The following is a 13,458-nucleotide window of genomic DNA, read 5'->3' on the forward strand; positions in this document are numbered from 1 at the left end:
AAAAAAGGGGGCGTCTCGGGCAGCCGTGGTCAACAACGAACAAGCTGCGCGAAGCAAAGCCTTGGATTTTACCCTGAGCCGGCGACGAAATGCGTCAATTGCGTGACCAGATCGGTTTGCGCCAGCAGCGCCGCCCGCGCATCCTGGCTGGCCTGGGCCCAGGCGCCATCGGCGACGCGCCAATCCGGCAAGTGCAGTCCGGCGCCCGTGGCATGGCGGGCAGGCTGGATCTGGTTGAAGTGCCGCCAGCTGCGCTGCACCTCGTCGCGCAGTGCGGGCGGCCAGCCGTGCATCCAGCGCGCCATGAAGGCGTCCAGCTTGTCGGCGTGCACACCGTCGTCCTGCGGGTAGATGTGCCAGACGTGCGGGTGGCCCGCCCACAGGGCGCGCACGGCGGAATCCTCGCCCCGCACGATGTTGAGGTGGCAGGCCCACAGCAGGAGGTCGAACTCGGTTTGTGCCAGCGCCGGCAAGGGGTGCAGGGCCAGGGCTTGTGGCGCCGTGTGGCGGCCTTGCGCGGCCCAGGCTTGCGCCAGCGAGGTCGCATGGCCGGGCGTCAGCAGCACACGGGTGATGCCTGCGGGGGAGGGGGGGAATGCGGCCGGGCCTGTGTCTGCTGGGGCATCGCAGGCGGCTTGAAGGGCCTGGGCCTGCAGCGCGTCCAGCCAGTCGCCCAGCGGCGCGCCGGCGTAGCAAAACACCGACACCAGCCGGTCGGCCTCCGAGGCGGGCACGCCCAGGTCCTGCAGCCAGGGCAGGCGCTGGTGCGCCATGAAATCGGCCTGGCGGGCCATCAGGCCGGGCTCGCGCAGCAGGCCGCCCGTGGCGGAGGTGAAGCCGGGGTAGAAAAACCGCTTGCGCAGCCCGGCCGCAGGGCCGCTGAACACGGGTGAGGCCAGGCCGTGGCTGCGCGCCACGTAATCTTCGGCGCTGAGGTATTCGAGGTTGACCCAGGCCGGCGGGTGAGGGCGCTGCATGCGGGCCAGGAAGGCGTCGGGCGGGTTGCAGCCAAAGGCTTCGATGACGACGTCGCCTGGTGTCAGTGCCTCGGCGTTTGCCGGGCATTCGGCCTCGGCCCAGGGCCGCACTTCGACGCCCTGTACGCCGGGCGCGCCCTGCGGCGCCATCCAGGCCAGCGCCGAGGCGTCGTCCACCCAGAGCCGGGCGGTGTGTCCGCGCGCGCCCAAGTCTGCACACAGGCGCCAGCACACGCCGATGTCGCCAAAGTTGTCGATGACCCGACAGAACACATCCCACAGCATGCGCCGGATTATGGCAAGCCCCGCCGCGGCACTTCGCGCGCCTGTCGGACAATCGCGCCATGAGCGATCTTCCGAACGACAGCGACGCCGCGGGCGCCACGTCCGCCTCCGCGCGCGAGCAGACCTGGCAACGCCTGCTGGCCGAGGTCAGCCGCCTGCCGGCCTTGCCCGGCGTGTACCGCTACTTCGATGCCCAGAACGGCGTGCTGTACGTGGGCAAGGCGCGCGACCTCAAAAAGCGTGTCTCCAGCTATTTCCAGAAGAACCACGGTGGCACCCGCATCGGGCACATGGTCTCGCGCATCGACCGCATGGAGACCACGGTGGTGCGCAGCGAGGCAGAAGCGCTGCTGCTGGAAAACAACCTCATCAAGACGCTCAACCCGCGATTCAACATCCTGTTCCGCGACGACAAGAGCTACCCCTACCTGAAGATCTCCTCGCAGGACTTCCCGCGCATGTCCTACTACCGCGGCGCGGTGGACCGCAAGCACCGCTACTACGGGCCGTACCCCAACGCCTGGGCGGTGAAGGGCACCATCCAGCTCATGCAGAAGGTCTTCCAGCTGCGCACCTGCGAAGACGCCATCTACAACAACCGTTCGCGGCCCTGCCTGCTCTACCAGATCAAGCGCTGCAGCGGGCCCTGCGTCGGCATGGTCAGCCAGGAGGATTACCGCAGCGCGGTGGGCCAGGCCGAGCGCTTCCTGCTGGGCGAGCCCGAAGCCGTGCTGGCCGACCTGCAGACGCGCATGATGGCCTTCGCCGAAGAGATGGCCTACGAGAAGGCCGCCGAGGTGCGCAACCAGATCAGCGCCTTGTCGCGCGTGTTGCACCAGCAGTCGGTGGACACGGTCATGGACAAGGACGTCGATGTGCTGGCCGTGAAGGTCCAGGGTGGGCGCGCCTGCGTCAACCTGGCCATGGTGCGGGGCGGGCGTCACCTCGGCGACCGGGCGCATTTCCCCGTGCACGTGCAAGACCACATCGCCCTGGCGGCTGCCAACGACGCGGACGCCTTGCCCGCGGGGCATGAGGCACAAACTGGTGCGCACGTGGCGACCGATGAGCGCACCGCCGAGGCCTGGTCACAATCCACCGAAGTCGCCGTGCTGGAAGCCTTCCTGGCGCAGCACTACATCGGCGGGGTGGTGCCCAGCCTGCTCATCCTCAGCCACCCGGTGGACCCGGAGCTGGTGGAGGCCTTGGGCGCGCAGTCAGGCCGCAAGGTCACGGTGGTGCTGCAGCCGCGCGAGCAACGGCGCGGTTGGCTCGACATGGCCATCAAGGGCGCTGAGCTCTCGCTGGCGCGGCTGCTCAGCGAGGAAGGCTCGCAGCAAGCGCGCACGCGGGCGCTGGTCGAGGCGCTCAACCTGGACCTGGACCTCGATGCGCGCGAAGCAGGCCTGGAAGATGCCGCCGAGGCAGGCGAGGGCACCGCAGCCGATGCGGGCATGGCAGGCGCCGCCCCCTCGGGTGTCGCGGATGCGCCCACCCCGGCCGAGGCCCCGCTCCAGCGCCACGACCCGCTCGCCGGCCTGCGCATCGAGTGTTTCGACATCAGCCACACCGCGGGCGAGGCCACCCAGGCATCGTGCGTGGTCTATGAAGGCCACAAGATGCAGGCCGCGCAGTACCGCCGCTACAACATCACCGGCATCACCCCGGGCGACGACTACGCGGCCATGAAACAGGCCCTGGAGCGCCGCTACCGCGATGCCAGCATGGCGGGTGATGCCGATGATGCTGGCGAAGGCACGCCCGAAGTCGCGGCCAAGGACGGCAAAAAGCGCAAGGTCGCCCGCGTGCCCGACATCGTCCTCATCGACGGCGGCAAGGGCCAGGTGAGCATGGCGCGCGAAGTCTTCATGCAACTGAGGCTGCCGCTGTCCATCATCGTGGGCGTGGAGAAGGGCGAAGGCCGTAAAGTCGGGCTGGAAGAGCTGGTGTTCGCCGACGGCCGGCCCAAATTGCAGCTCTCGCCCAGCTCGGCCGCGCTGATGCTGGTGGCGCAGATCCGCGACGAAGCTCACCGTTTCGCCATCACCGGCATGCGGGCCAAGCGCGCCAGCGTGCGCACCGGCAGCAGCAGCCTGGAAGACATCCCCGGCGTGGGCCCCAAGCGCCGCGCCCGCCTGCTGCAGCGCTTCGGTGGCGTGCGCGGCGTGGCCGCTGCCAGCGTGGACGACCTGGCCGGCGTCGATGGCATCTCGCGTGAACTGGCCGAGGAGATCTACCGTGCCCTGCGTTGAAAACACCCCCTCCAACGCCTCCAACCGGCCAGCTCAGGCTGGCGCGACGCTGCTGGCCACCCTGCTGGGCGCTGCCCTGGTGCTGTCGGCCTGCCAGACGCCCCCACCCGGCGGCCGTACCGGGCCGCTGCCCGCTGGCACCCCCACCAGTCCCGATGCCCGTGCCGACACCCCCCAGACCCCGCCTGCGCCAGGCAGCCGCCGCACCGAGGTGCGCCTGCCAGCGCCGCAATCGCCACGCAGCTGGGGCGAAGCCCGCCAACAGGCCGCCCGCCGCATGGTGGCCGCCAACCCCGACGGCACCTACATGGACAAGCCGCCCGCCATGCTGCTGGCCATCCCCGTGATGACGGTGGACCTCAACGGCGACGGCAGCGTGCGCAACGTCAGCGTCATGCGCTACCCCAGCCAGGCCCGCGACACCGTCAAGCTGGCCATCGCCGCCATCCACCGCGCGGCCCCGTATGGCGACGTCTCCCGCCTGCCCAAGCCCTGGCGTTTCAACGAAACCTTCCTCTTCAACGGCGACCGCAAGTTCAAGCCCATGACGCTGGACCAGCCCTGACCCGAATGCGGGGCACAATGGCGACATGTTTTTGAACCTGCCCACCATGCTCACCTGGGCGCGGATCGTCTCGATCCCGGTCATCGTGGGCATGTTTTACCTGCCCTGGCCCATGGCGCAGGTGAACCTCGCCGCGAGCTGCCTGTTCATCGCCATGGCCATCACCGACTGGGCCGATGGCTGGCTGGCGCGTCGCCTGAACCAGACCTCGGCCTTCGGCGCCTTCCTCGACCCGGTGGCCGACAAGATCCTGGTGTGTGCCTCGCTGCTCATCCTGCTGCAGTTGCACCGCGTCAGCGCCCTGGTGGCCCTGGTCATCATTGGCCGCGAAATCGCGATTTCCGCCTTGCGTGAATGGATGGCCCAAATCGGTGCCTCGCGCAGCGTGGCCGTGCACATGCTGGGCAAGCTCAAAACAGCCGCGCAAATGGGCGCCATCGTGCTGTTGCTCTACGACGGCGAGCTGTTCGGGCTCATCCACACGCGGACGGCGGGCACCGTGCTGATCTACATCGCCGCGGCGCTGACGGTCTGGTCCATGGTGTACTACCTCCAGAAAGCGCTGCCGGCCATCCGCGCGAAGGTCAGCTGAGCACGTCAGGCACATCCGAGGGGATCTTCCGTGAACAAGACCGAGATGATCGAGCACATCGCCCAGCAGGCCGACCTGTCCAAAGCGTCTGCCGGGCGCGCGCTGGAGGCATTCATCCAGGGGGTGCAAAGCGCCCTGCGCAAGGGCGATGCCGTGACCCTCGTGGGCTTCGGCACCTTCGCCGTGAGCACGCGTCTCGCACGCACGGGGCGCAACCCGCGCACGGGCGAGGAAATCAAGATCAAAAAAGCCAAAGTGGCCAAGTTCCGCGCCGGCAAGGCCCTCAAGGACGGCCTCCTGTAATGCATTAAGATAACCCCCGATCATCGGGTGCTTAGCTCAGTTGGTAGAGCGCTTGCCTTACACGCAGGATGTCGGGGGTTCGAGTCCCTCAGCACCCACCAAGCCCGATGGTGATCTGACGGTGAGGCCCGCACCCTGAACCAAGGCGAACTCCGGTTCGCCTTTGTCCTGTCTGGGCCTTCGCAGTCGGTGACCGCTTTACCCGTCCAGATGTTCCTGACTGGCTTCATTGACCACCCTCCGACATGTTTGATTTCGTCCGCAAGCACACGCGCCTCCTGCAGCTCCTGCTGCTGATCCTGATCCTGCCTTCCTTCGTGGTCTTCGGCCTCCAGGGGTATTCGAGCTTTTCCGGTGACGAAGGCGTGGTGGCCAAGGTCGGCAAGCAAAGCATCACCCAGGCGGAGTGGGACAACGCCCACCGCAACTTCATCGAACGTGTGCGCTCGCAGCAACCCAACGTCGATGTCAGCCAGTTCGACACGCCCGAAGCCCGCCGCCAGTCGCTCGACGCCCTGGTTCGCCAGTACGTGCTGGCCGAAGCCGCTGCCGACCAGAGCCTGAGCGTCAGCGACAACCGCCTGCTGCGCCAGTTCACCACCGACCCGCGCTTTGCCGGCCTGTTCAACCCGGACGGCTCTTTCAACAAGGGCCTGCTCGAAGCCCGCGGCATGACGCCCAACCAGTTCGTGGCCATGGTGCGCCAGGAACTGGTGCTGGGCCAGGTGCTGGGCGGCGTGCAGGCCACGGGCCAGACCTCGCTGCTGTCCAACCGCCAGGCGGTGGACGCCCTCTTCCAGGTGCGCGAAGTGCAATGGACCAAGTTCGAGCCCAAGCTGTACGCAGCCCAGCTCAACCCGACGCCCGAGCAGTTGCAGGCCTTCTACAAAGACCCCGCCAACGCCGCCTGGCTGACAGCCGCCGAGCGCGCCGACGTGCAGTACGTGGTGCTGGACATCGACACCCTCAAGCAGCGCGTGACCGTCAGCGAAGACGACCTGCGCCGCTCGTACAAGGAAAACGAAGCCCGCTACAGCACGCCCGAAGAGCGCCGCGCCAGCCACATCCTGATCAAGGTGGACGCCAGTGCCACCGCCGACCAGAAGAAGGCCGCCCGCGCCAAGGCCGAAGGTCTGCTGGCCCAGATCAAGCAAAACCCTGCCCAGTTCGCCGAGCTGGCACGCAAGAACTCGGACGATCCGGGCTCGGCCGCCAACGGTGGTGACCTGGAGTTCTTCGGCCGCGGCGCCATGGTCAAGGCTTTCGACGAGGCTGCCTTCAAGCTCAAGAAAGGCGAGGTCAGCGGCCTGGTGGAAACCGAGTATGGCTTGCACATCATCCAGCTCAACGATGTGCGCGGTGGCACGGCCCAGCCCTTCGAAGCCGTGCGCGCACAGATCGAAGACGAGGCCCGCAAGCAACTGGCCCAACGCCAGTTTGCCGAGGCTGCTGAACGCTTCACCAACTCGGTGTACGAGCAGTCCGACAGCCTCAAGCCCGTGGCCGACGAGCTCAAGCTGCCTTTGCTGACCATGAACGGCGTGCTGCATGTGCCGGGCGCCAAGGACCAGGGGCCGCTGAGCAACCGCCGCGTGCTGGACGCCCTGTTCGATGCCAACAACCGCGCCAAGGGCCGCAACACCGAGGCGGTTGAGGTGAGCACCAACAAGCTGGTGTCGGCGCGCATCGTCAAGCACAGTCCGGCTGCGCTGCGTGCCTTCGACGAGGTCAAGGACGAACTGCGCACCCGCTGGGTGGCCGATGCCGCGGCCAAGGCCGCGCGTGCCGACGCCGACAAGAAGCTGGCCGCCTGGAAGGCCGCACCCGACAAGGCCGAGTTGCCCGCCGCGGTGAAGATGTCGCGCAAGACCATGTTCTCCCAGCCGCCATTGGTGCTGGACGCCGCACTGCGCGTGCCCGAGAAGCAACTGCCTGCATTCACGCTGGTGGACCTGGGTGCCGATGGTGTGGCCGTGCTCAAGGTCAACAAGGTGCTGCCGCTGGAGATCTCGCCCCAGGAGCTCAAGGAAACCCAGAACCAGTTCGGTTCGTACTGGGGCCGTGCCGAAGCCGATGCCTACTACCAGGCCCTCAAGCACAAGCACAAGGTCGAGTACCTGAACGAAGGCAAGAAGGTGATGAACGCGCAAAAATCTGCGTCAGCATCGTGACAGGCTTGAAAAGCACGCTATAATTTCTGTCTTTGCTGCGGTGGCTGTAGCTCAGTTGGTAGAGTCCCAGATTGTGATTCTGGTTGTCGTGGGTTCGAGTCCCATCAGCCACCCCACCGTATAAGAAGTCCCCTGACAGGTTCGCCTCTCAGGGGATTTTTCTTTGGCGTGTCCACATCGCTGCCACAGCGGTGAAAGTGGCGCCCGGTCCGAGCGCTGCGCCATGAAAAATCCCCTGCAGGGCTGGGCCTTGCAGGGGATGTTCACCGCGGACTTGTCATGCCATGGCGGCCAATGCGGCCCGCCATGGCTGGACTCACCAGCGACCGTGCACGGCGCGCTTGCTCATGCGCTCGGGGCCGTCGTCGCAATGGCAGTCGTCACGGCCGAACCAGGGCTGGTTGACGGCGGGGGCCTTGTGGGCTGGGGCGGCCGAGCTGCGCAGGCCAGCATCGACGACGGGGCGAGCCGGGGGCAGGGGGGCAGAAACTCGGGGCAGGGGGGCAATCTGACGCATGGTGCGGTCCTTCCAAGGCCCGGCTGGATGAGCCCGGGCTGAGGGTTCAACGCGGCGCCTCGCGTCCGGGATGACACGGTGGTGTGACAATTCGTGAAAAAACTTCACAACAACGTCCCGAGGAGATGCCGTGTCCCACCGCTTGCTGCGCGCCGCTACGGCCGCTTTGCTCGGCCTGAGCGCCTTGGCCGCCCAGGCCTTGCCGCCCCAGCTCTTCCATCCCGAGTGGGTGCTGCCCGGGTCGGACGTGAAGGGCCCTGCCACGGGCCGCGCCGCGCTGCCCAGCCAGCCGGTGGACCTCGGCACGGTGCGTTACGAGCGCGATGGCCAACGCTGGGCCATCGGCGATTTCCAGTCGCGCGCCTCGGTCAAGGCCTTGCTGGTGCTGCGTGACGGTCAGGTGGTCTATGAGCGCCACCGCTGGCCCAACGGGCCGCAGACCCTGCACCAGTCCTGGTCGATGATGAAGCAGCTGCTGTCCAACCTGGTGGGCATCGCCGTGCAACAGGGGCAGATTGCGTCGCTCGACGAGCCGATGGACCGCCACGCGCCCGCACTGGCCATCAACGGCTTTCGGGGCGTCACGTACCGCCAGGCGCTGTTGATGAGCACGGGCGTGCGCTACGACGAGGAGGTTGACCGGGTCACGATGTTCAAGCAGGTGATCGCTCACCGCGTGAGCTTCGGCGTCCTCGGCGCGACCCTGCGCGACAAGACCCTGGCGCCCGAGCTCGACCGCGCCTGGGCGCCGGGCAGCCGCTACGCCTACGCCAGCATCGCCTCGCAGGCGCTGACGATGGCGCTGGAAGGCGCGACCAAGCAGCCGCTGCACGCGCTGATTTCGCGCCAGATCTGGCAACCGCTGGGCATGCCCGACGACGCCCGTGTGCTGGCCGATGACCAGGGGCAGGACTTCGGCCTGTGCTGCCTGTTCGCCACGGCGCGCAGCTACGCCATTTTCGGACAGTGGATGGCGCAGGGCGGGCGCTGGCAGGGCCGGCCTTTGCTCAACGAGGCCTGGGTGCAGCGCGCCACCAGTTTCGACGACCCAGGCGCCTGGCGCTCGACCGCCGTGCCGCGCAAGGCCAAGACGCAGGAGCTGTTCGGCTTCGCCTACCACTGGTGGCCACTGGAAGGCGGGCGCGGTGACTTCACGGCCCTGGGCATCCATGGGCAGATGGTCTATGTGTCGCCGCGGCAGAACGTGGTCGTGGTGCGCCTGAGCGATGACTTCTCCGAGGGGTCGCACAACGAGGAGGCCATCGCACTGTTCCGCGCCATCGCGGACCGGCTCAAGCCGTTGAAGTGAGCGGCGCCGCCGCCTGATGCCTCAGACGGGCAGGGCGGTGCGGTCCACCACCCGGCGCAGCACGAAGCTGGTGTGCACGCCGGTCACGCCTTTGATCTGCGTGATCTGGTTGAGCAGCAGGTGCTGGTAGGCGTCCATGTCGCGCACCACCACCTTGAGCTGGTAGTCGGCCGACTGCCCGGTGATGAGCAGGCACTCCAGCACCTCGGGGATGTCGCGGATGACGGCCTCTAGCGCGGCGAAGCGGTCGGGCGTGTGCTTGTCCATGGAGATGCCGATCAGCGCCATCAGCGACAGGCCCAGCTTGCGCGCGTCCAGCAGGGCGCGGTAGCCGGCGATGACGCCGGCCTCCTCCAGCGTGCGCACGCGCCTCAGGCAGGGCGAGGGCGACAGGCCGATGCGGTCGGCCAGGTCCTGGTTGCTGATGCGGCCGTCTGCCTGCAGCACGGCGAGGATCTGCCTGTCGTGGCGGTCGATTTCGTGTGTCATGGCTTGATTTTGCACCTGGGCGCAATGTTCTGCCAAAATGGGGCCCAATCAGGCATGAGTTTGGCAGCATCTGCCGGGCTTGCGAGGGCACACTCTCTCCATCGGCTCACGAAGCCCCCGTTCACCGCAGAGGCCACCCCATGCTCGCCAACCCCGCTCAGAAATACACCGCCTTCCCGCCCGTTGGCTTGAAAGACCGCACCTGGCCCGACCAGGTCATCAGCCAGCCCCCCGTGTGGATGAGCACCGACCTGCGCGACGGCAACCAGTCGCTCTTCGAGCCCATGAACGGCGAGAAGAAGCTGCGCATGTTCCAGACGCTGTGCGCCATCGGCTTCAAGGAAATCGAGGTGGCCTTCCCCTCGGCCTCGGACACCGACTTCAACTTCGTGCGCAAGCTCATCGAGGAAAACCTCATCCCTGAGGACGTGACCATCGAGGTGCTGACCCAGGCGCGCGAGCACCTGATCCGCCGCACGATGGCGTCGGTGCGCGGCGCGAAGACGGCCATCGTCCACGTGTACAACGCGACCTCCAAGCCCTTCCGCGACATCGTGTTCAACATGAGCCGCGAAGAGGTGCGCGAGATGGCCGTGGCCGGGGTGAAGCTGGTGCGCGAGATCGCGGCCACGATGCCGGAAACCGAGGTCACCTTGGAGTACAGCCCCGAGACCTTCACCGGCACCGAGCTCGACTTCGCCTTGGAGGTGTGCGACGCCGTGACCGCCGCCTGGGGTGCCACGCCTGAGCGCAAGGTCATCTTGAACCTGCCGACCACGGTGGAGCTGACCACGCCCAACGTCTATGCCGACCAGATCGAGTGGATGCACCGCCACCTGGCCCGCCGCGACAGCGTGATCCTGAGCCTGCACCCGCACAACGACCGTGGCACGGCAGTCGCCGCCGCCGAGCAGGGCCTGATGGCCGGCGCCGACCGCGTGGAAGGCTGCCTCTTCGGCAATGGCGAGCGCACGGGCAACGTGGACATCGTGACCCTGGCCATGAACATGTACACCCAGGGCGTGCACCCGGGCCTGGACTTCTCAGACATCAACGCCGTGGTGCGCACGGCCGAGCATTGCACGCAACTGCCCGTTCACCCCCGTCACCCTTACGCGGGCGATTTGGTTTTCACCGCCTTCTCGGGCTCCCACCAGGACGCCATCAAGAAGGGCTTCGCCGCACGGAACTCACGATGCTCCGAGGCGAGCGAGCAGCTGTGGAACGTGCCGTACTTGCCCATCGACCCGGCCGACCTCGGCCGCAGCTACGACTCCGTGATCCGGGTCAACAGCCAGTCGGGCAAGGGCGGGGTGGCCTACCTGCTGGAGACGGACTTCGGCGTGGTGATGCCGCGGCGCATGCAGATCGAGTTTTCCGCGGTGGTGCAGCAGGTCACCGACACGCAGGGCGGTGAGCTCAGTTCGGCCGACATCTGGCGCATCTTCAGCGCCACCTACGTGAACCCGGCCGAGGCCGGCGGCCCCGACATCGCCTACCGCGGCCACCACCTGGCCGAGCAGGACGGCGGGCAGACGCTCGCGCTGACGGTGGCCATCGATGGGCAGGAGCGCGTGCTGACCGGCCACGGCAACGGCCCCATCCACGCGGCGGTGCAGGCCTTCGCCTCCGCGGGCATCGCGGTGGAGGTGCACCACTACGAGGAGCGCTCGATGGCGTCCCCGCAGGGTCAGGACGACAGCAGCGGCAGCGCCCGGGCCTGCGCCATCGTCGAGGTGGGTTGCGGCGGCCGCGCCACGTTCGGGGCCGGCGTGGACGCCAACATCGTCACGGCCTCGCTGCGCGCGCTGTGCAGCGGCGTCGGGCGGGCGCGCCGCGCGGCCTGATCGGCGCCACCCCGGACGCCCCGACACGTCCTGCGCCCTCAGCCTGCCGGCCGCTTTTTGCGGCGGCGTCCGCGCTTGTCACGACAAGGCCGCCCCTTTTTGGGGCGAGCGCCGCACTTGGGGCGACGCGGTCGGCGGTCCGCGACCGAAGCGCCGATGTCGTCACTGCGACGCGGGTTTTGTCCATGACTTGGCTCAAGTTGTGGCGTGGACCGTCGAAAGCCCCTGGGTTGGACCTTCGCTTCCGCCGGAGGAGTGACGCGCGGCGTGCCCGTGTGCACGGCGGGCGCCCCTTTGCATCGCCAGAGAGTGAGACCGCCATGCCCGCTGCCACCGCGCCCTTGAAGATCTCCACCCGCCTCGCGCTCGGCTTTGGCGCCGTGGTGGCCCTGGCGGCGGGCATCGTGGCCTTCGCAGCGGTGGCGCTGCACGACCTTGACCGCAACGTTGACGAATTGGCGCACGACCGCATGGTGAAAGTGGCGGAGTTCTGCGAGGTGCGCGACAACATGCAGACCATTGGGCGCCTGTCCCGCAACGTCATGCTCAACCCGGAGCCGAGCTTCGTGGCGTCTGAGAAGGACCGCATCGCCAAGCTGCGGGCGCGCAACAGCGCGTTGCTGGCCACCTTGGACAAGCAGATCGTGTTGCCCCAGGGGCGCGCCTATTTCAAGGTCATCACCGACACCCACGCTGCTTACAACGCCGCGCTGGACCGCGCCGTCGAGATGGCCCTGGCCGGTGACACGGCAGGAGCGGGCAAGTTCCTCTTCAGCGACGTGCGCCAGTTGCAGGACGGCGTTTTCGAGGCGGTGGACGCCTCGCGCAACATGCAGCAGACCATCGCCGACGACCTCGTGCGCGTCAGCAAGGAAGAGACGGTCTTCGCCATCGGGCTGATGAGCGGCCTGGCGGTGCTGATGGCCATGGTCGGAGCGGCGGTGGCCTGGCTGACAACCCGCAACCTGTCGAAGTCGCTGGGGGCGGAGCCGGCCGGGTTGTGCGACGCCGTGGCCCATGTGGCCGACGGTGACCTCGCCCACCCCCTGCCTGTGGCGGCGGGCGACACCAGCAGCGTGCTGGCCAATGTGGCGCGCATGCAGTCCAGCCTGATCCGGGTGGTGTCCCATGTGCGCGAGAACGCCGAGAGCGTGGCCACGGCCAGCTCGCAGATCTCCCAGGGCAACACCGACCTGAGCCAGCGCACCGAGGAGCAGGCCAGCGCGCTCGAAGAAACCGCGGCCACCATGGAGCAGCTCGGCGCGACCGTGCGCACCAACGCCGACAGCGCCCGCCAGGCCAACCAGATGGCCCAAGGGGCTTCGTCTGTGGCGGCGCAAGGCGGTGAGGTGTTCGGGCGGGTGGTCACGACCATGCAGGGCATCAGCGACAGCAGCCGCAAGATCGGCGACATCATCGGCGTGATCGACGGCATTGCCTTCCAGACCAACATCCTGGCGCTGAACGCCGCCGTGGAAGCGGCCCGTGCCGGTGAACAGGGCCGCGGCTTCGCGGTGGTGGCCGGTGAGGTGCGCACCCTGGCTCAGCGCAGTGCCGACGCCGCGCGGGAGATCAAGGCGCTGATCGGCCGCAGCGTCGATCAGGTCGAGCAAGGCGGCGCCCTGGTGGACGAGGCGGGCAAGACCATGGCCGAGATCGTCGCGTCCATCCAGCGGGTCAGCGACATCGTGGGCGAGATCTCCGCGGCCAGCGTGGAGCAAAGCTCGGGCGTGCAGCAGGTCGGCGAGGCCGTCAATCAGATGGACCGCGCCACGCAGCAAAACGCAGCCCTGGTCGAGGAAAGCGCCGCCGCGGCCGAGAGCCTGAAGACCCAGGCGCAGCAACTGGTGGCGGCGGTGGCGGTGTTCCAGCTGTCGCAGCATGGTGCGGCGGTGGCGGGGCATGCACTTGCCCGCAGCCCACAGGCACACTCAGCCCCTGCGCCTGCCTTGGCCCCCGTGTCCGCCCGGATGCAGCGTCAAGCGCCAGCGCTCAGCCAGCCTGCGCAGGACAAGGCCGCGCCGAAACCCGTGCAACCGCACCAGCAACCACACCAGCAATCGTCACACGCGGCCGCCAAGGCCAAGCCTGCCCTGCAGACCGCTGTCGCCGACGACGACCACTGGGAAACCTTCTGAGCCTGAGCCTGAG

11 protein-coding genes and 2 tRNA genes are annotated in these 13,458 nt (G+C 67.8%); 10 read left to right on the forward strand and 3 right to left on the reverse strand.

What is annotated here, in order from left to right:
• Positions 1 to 68 precede the first annotated feature (68 nt).
• Positions 69 to 1,262: an elongation factor P maturation arginine rhamnosyltransferase EarP gene (gene earP, locus EV672_RS11745; protein WP_133609406.1), complete on the reverse strand. Its 1,194-nt coding sequence runs from the start codon at positions 1,260 to 1,262 to the stop codon at positions 69 to 71.
• Positions 1,263 to 1,321: 59 nt separating this feature from the next.
• Here earP and uvrC point away from each other — a divergent pair, with 59 nt between their 5' ends.
• From uvrC to EV672_RS11780, 7 genes are all read left to right on the forward strand, one after another.
• On the forward strand, positions 1,322 to 3,514 hold the full coding sequence (gene uvrC, locus EV672_RS11750) for an excinuclease ABC subunit UvrC (protein WP_133609408.1): 2,193 nt from the start codon (positions 1,322 to 1,324) through the stop codon (positions 3,512 to 3,514).
• Positions 3,501 to 4,079, forward strand: a complete 579-nt coding sequence (locus EV672_RS11755) for a hypothetical protein (protein ID WP_243738650.1) — start codon at positions 3,501 to 3,503, stop codon at positions 4,077 to 4,079. The genes uvrC and EV672_RS11755 overlap by 14 nt, the downstream gene beginning before the upstream one ends.
• 25 nt (positions 4,080 to 4,104) lie before the next feature.
• Positions 4,105 to 4,671, forward strand: coding sequence for a CDP-diacylglycerol--glycerol-3-phosphate 3-phosphatidyltransferase (pgsA, locus tag EV672_RS11760; RefSeq protein WP_133609410.1), 567 nt, complete (start codon positions 4,105 to 4,107; stop codon positions 4,669 to 4,671).
• A gap of 30 nt (positions 4,672 to 4,701) precedes the next feature.
• Positions 4,702 to 4,974 (forward strand): HU family DNA-binding protein, encoded by a 273-nt coding sequence (locus EV672_RS11765; protein ID WP_133609412.1) that lies wholly within the window; start codon positions 4,702 to 4,704, stop codon positions 4,972 to 4,974.
• Between the two features lie 25 nt (positions 4,975 to 4,999).
• Positions 5,000 to 5,075 (forward strand) — tRNA-Val (locus EV672_RS11770).
• Positions 5,076 to 5,219: 144 nt separating this feature from the next.
• Positions 5,220 to 7,145 (forward strand): SurA N-terminal domain-containing protein, encoded by a 1,926-nt coding sequence (locus EV672_RS11775; protein WP_133609413.1) that lies wholly within the window; start codon positions 5,220 to 5,222, stop codon positions 7,143 to 7,145.
• 40 nt (positions 7,146 to 7,185) lie between these two features.
• Positions 7,186 to 7,261, forward strand: a tRNA-His gene (locus EV672_RS11780).
• A 200-nt stretch (positions 7,262 to 7,461) separates the two neighbouring features.
• Here the strand turns inward: EV672_RS11780 and EV672_RS11785 are convergent.
• Positions 7,462 to 7,662 carry a hypothetical protein gene (locus EV672_RS11785; RefSeq protein WP_133609415.1) on the reverse strand — a complete coding sequence of 67 codons (201 nt, stop codon included), beginning with the start codon at positions 7,660 to 7,662 and terminating at the stop codon, positions 7,462 to 7,464.
• A 130-nt stretch (positions 7,663 to 7,792) separates the two neighbouring features.
• Here EV672_RS11785 and EV672_RS11790 point away from each other — a divergent pair, with 130 nt between their 5' ends.
• Positions 7,793 to 8,971, forward strand: a complete 1,179-nt coding sequence (locus EV672_RS11790) for a serine hydrolase domain-containing protein (protein WP_133609417.1) — start codon at positions 7,793 to 7,795, stop codon at positions 8,969 to 8,971.
• A 21-nt stretch (positions 8,972 to 8,992) separates the two neighbouring features.
• On the opposite strand, the gene EV672_RS11795 is transcribed toward EV672_RS11790, so the two are convergent.
• Positions 8,993 to 9,460, reverse strand: coding sequence for an Lrp/AsnC family transcriptional regulator (locus EV672_RS11795; protein WP_133609419.1), 468 nt, complete (start codon positions 9,458 to 9,460; stop codon positions 8,993 to 8,995).
• A gap of 140 nt (positions 9,461 to 9,600) precedes the next feature.
• Here EV672_RS11795 and leuA point away from each other — a divergent pair, with 140 nt between their 5' ends.
• Together leuA and EV672_RS19260 are read left to right on the forward strand one after the other, a co-directional pair.
• The gene (gene leuA, locus EV672_RS11800) at positions 9,601 to 11,307 is read left to right on the forward strand and encodes a 2-isopropylmalate synthase (protein WP_133609421.1); all 1,707 of its coding nucleotides are present in this window, start codon (positions 9,601 to 9,603) and stop codon (positions 11,305 to 11,307) included.
• A gap of 320 nt (positions 11,308 to 11,627) precedes the next feature.
• Positions 11,628 to 13,445 carry a methyl-accepting chemotaxis protein gene (locus tag EV672_RS19260; protein WP_133609423.1) on the forward strand — a complete coding sequence of 606 codons (1,818 nt, stop codon included), beginning with the start codon at positions 11,628 to 11,630 and terminating at the stop codon, positions 13,443 to 13,445.
• Positions 13,446 to 13,458 lie beyond the last annotated feature (13 nt).

Source organism: Aquabacterium commune, assembly GCF_004362855.1.
Lineage (GTDB): Bacteria > Pseudomonadota > Gammaproteobacteria > Burkholderiales > Burkholderiaceae_C > Aquabacterium > Aquabacterium commune.

Excerpts from the sequence above, each read along its gene's own strand:
- EV672_RS11775 (WP_133609413.1), top strand. The coding sequence starts at position 5,220 with ATGTTTGATTTCGTCCGCAAGCACACGCGCCTCCTGCAGCTCCTGCTG.
- EV672_RS11785 (WP_133609415.1), bottom strand. The coding sequence starts at position 7,662 with ATGCGTCAGATTGCCCCCCTGCCCCGAGTTTCTGCCCCCCTGCCCCCG.
- pgsA (WP_133609410.1), top strand. The coding sequence starts at position 4,105 with ATGTTTTTGAACCTGCCCACCATGCTCACCTGGGCGCGGATCGTCTCG.
- leuA (WP_133609421.1), top strand. The coding sequence starts at position 9,601 with ATGCTCGCCAACCCCGCTCAGAAATACACCGCCTTCCCGCCCGTTGGC.
- EV672_RS11795 (WP_133609419.1), bottom strand. The coding sequence starts at position 9,460 with ATGACACACGAAATCGACCGCCACGACAGGCAGATCCTCGCCGTGCTG.
- EV672_RS19260 (WP_133609423.1), top strand. The coding sequence starts at position 11,628 with ATGCCCGCTGCCACCGCGCCCTTGAAGATCTCCACCCGCCTCGCGCTC.
- uvrC (WP_133609408.1), top strand. The coding sequence starts at position 1,322 with ATGAGCGATCTTCCGAACGACAGCGACGCCGCGGGCGCCACGTCCGCC.
- earP (WP_133609406.1), bottom strand. The coding sequence starts at position 1,262 with ATGCTGTGGGATGTGTTCTGTCGGGTCATCGACAACTTTGGCGACATC.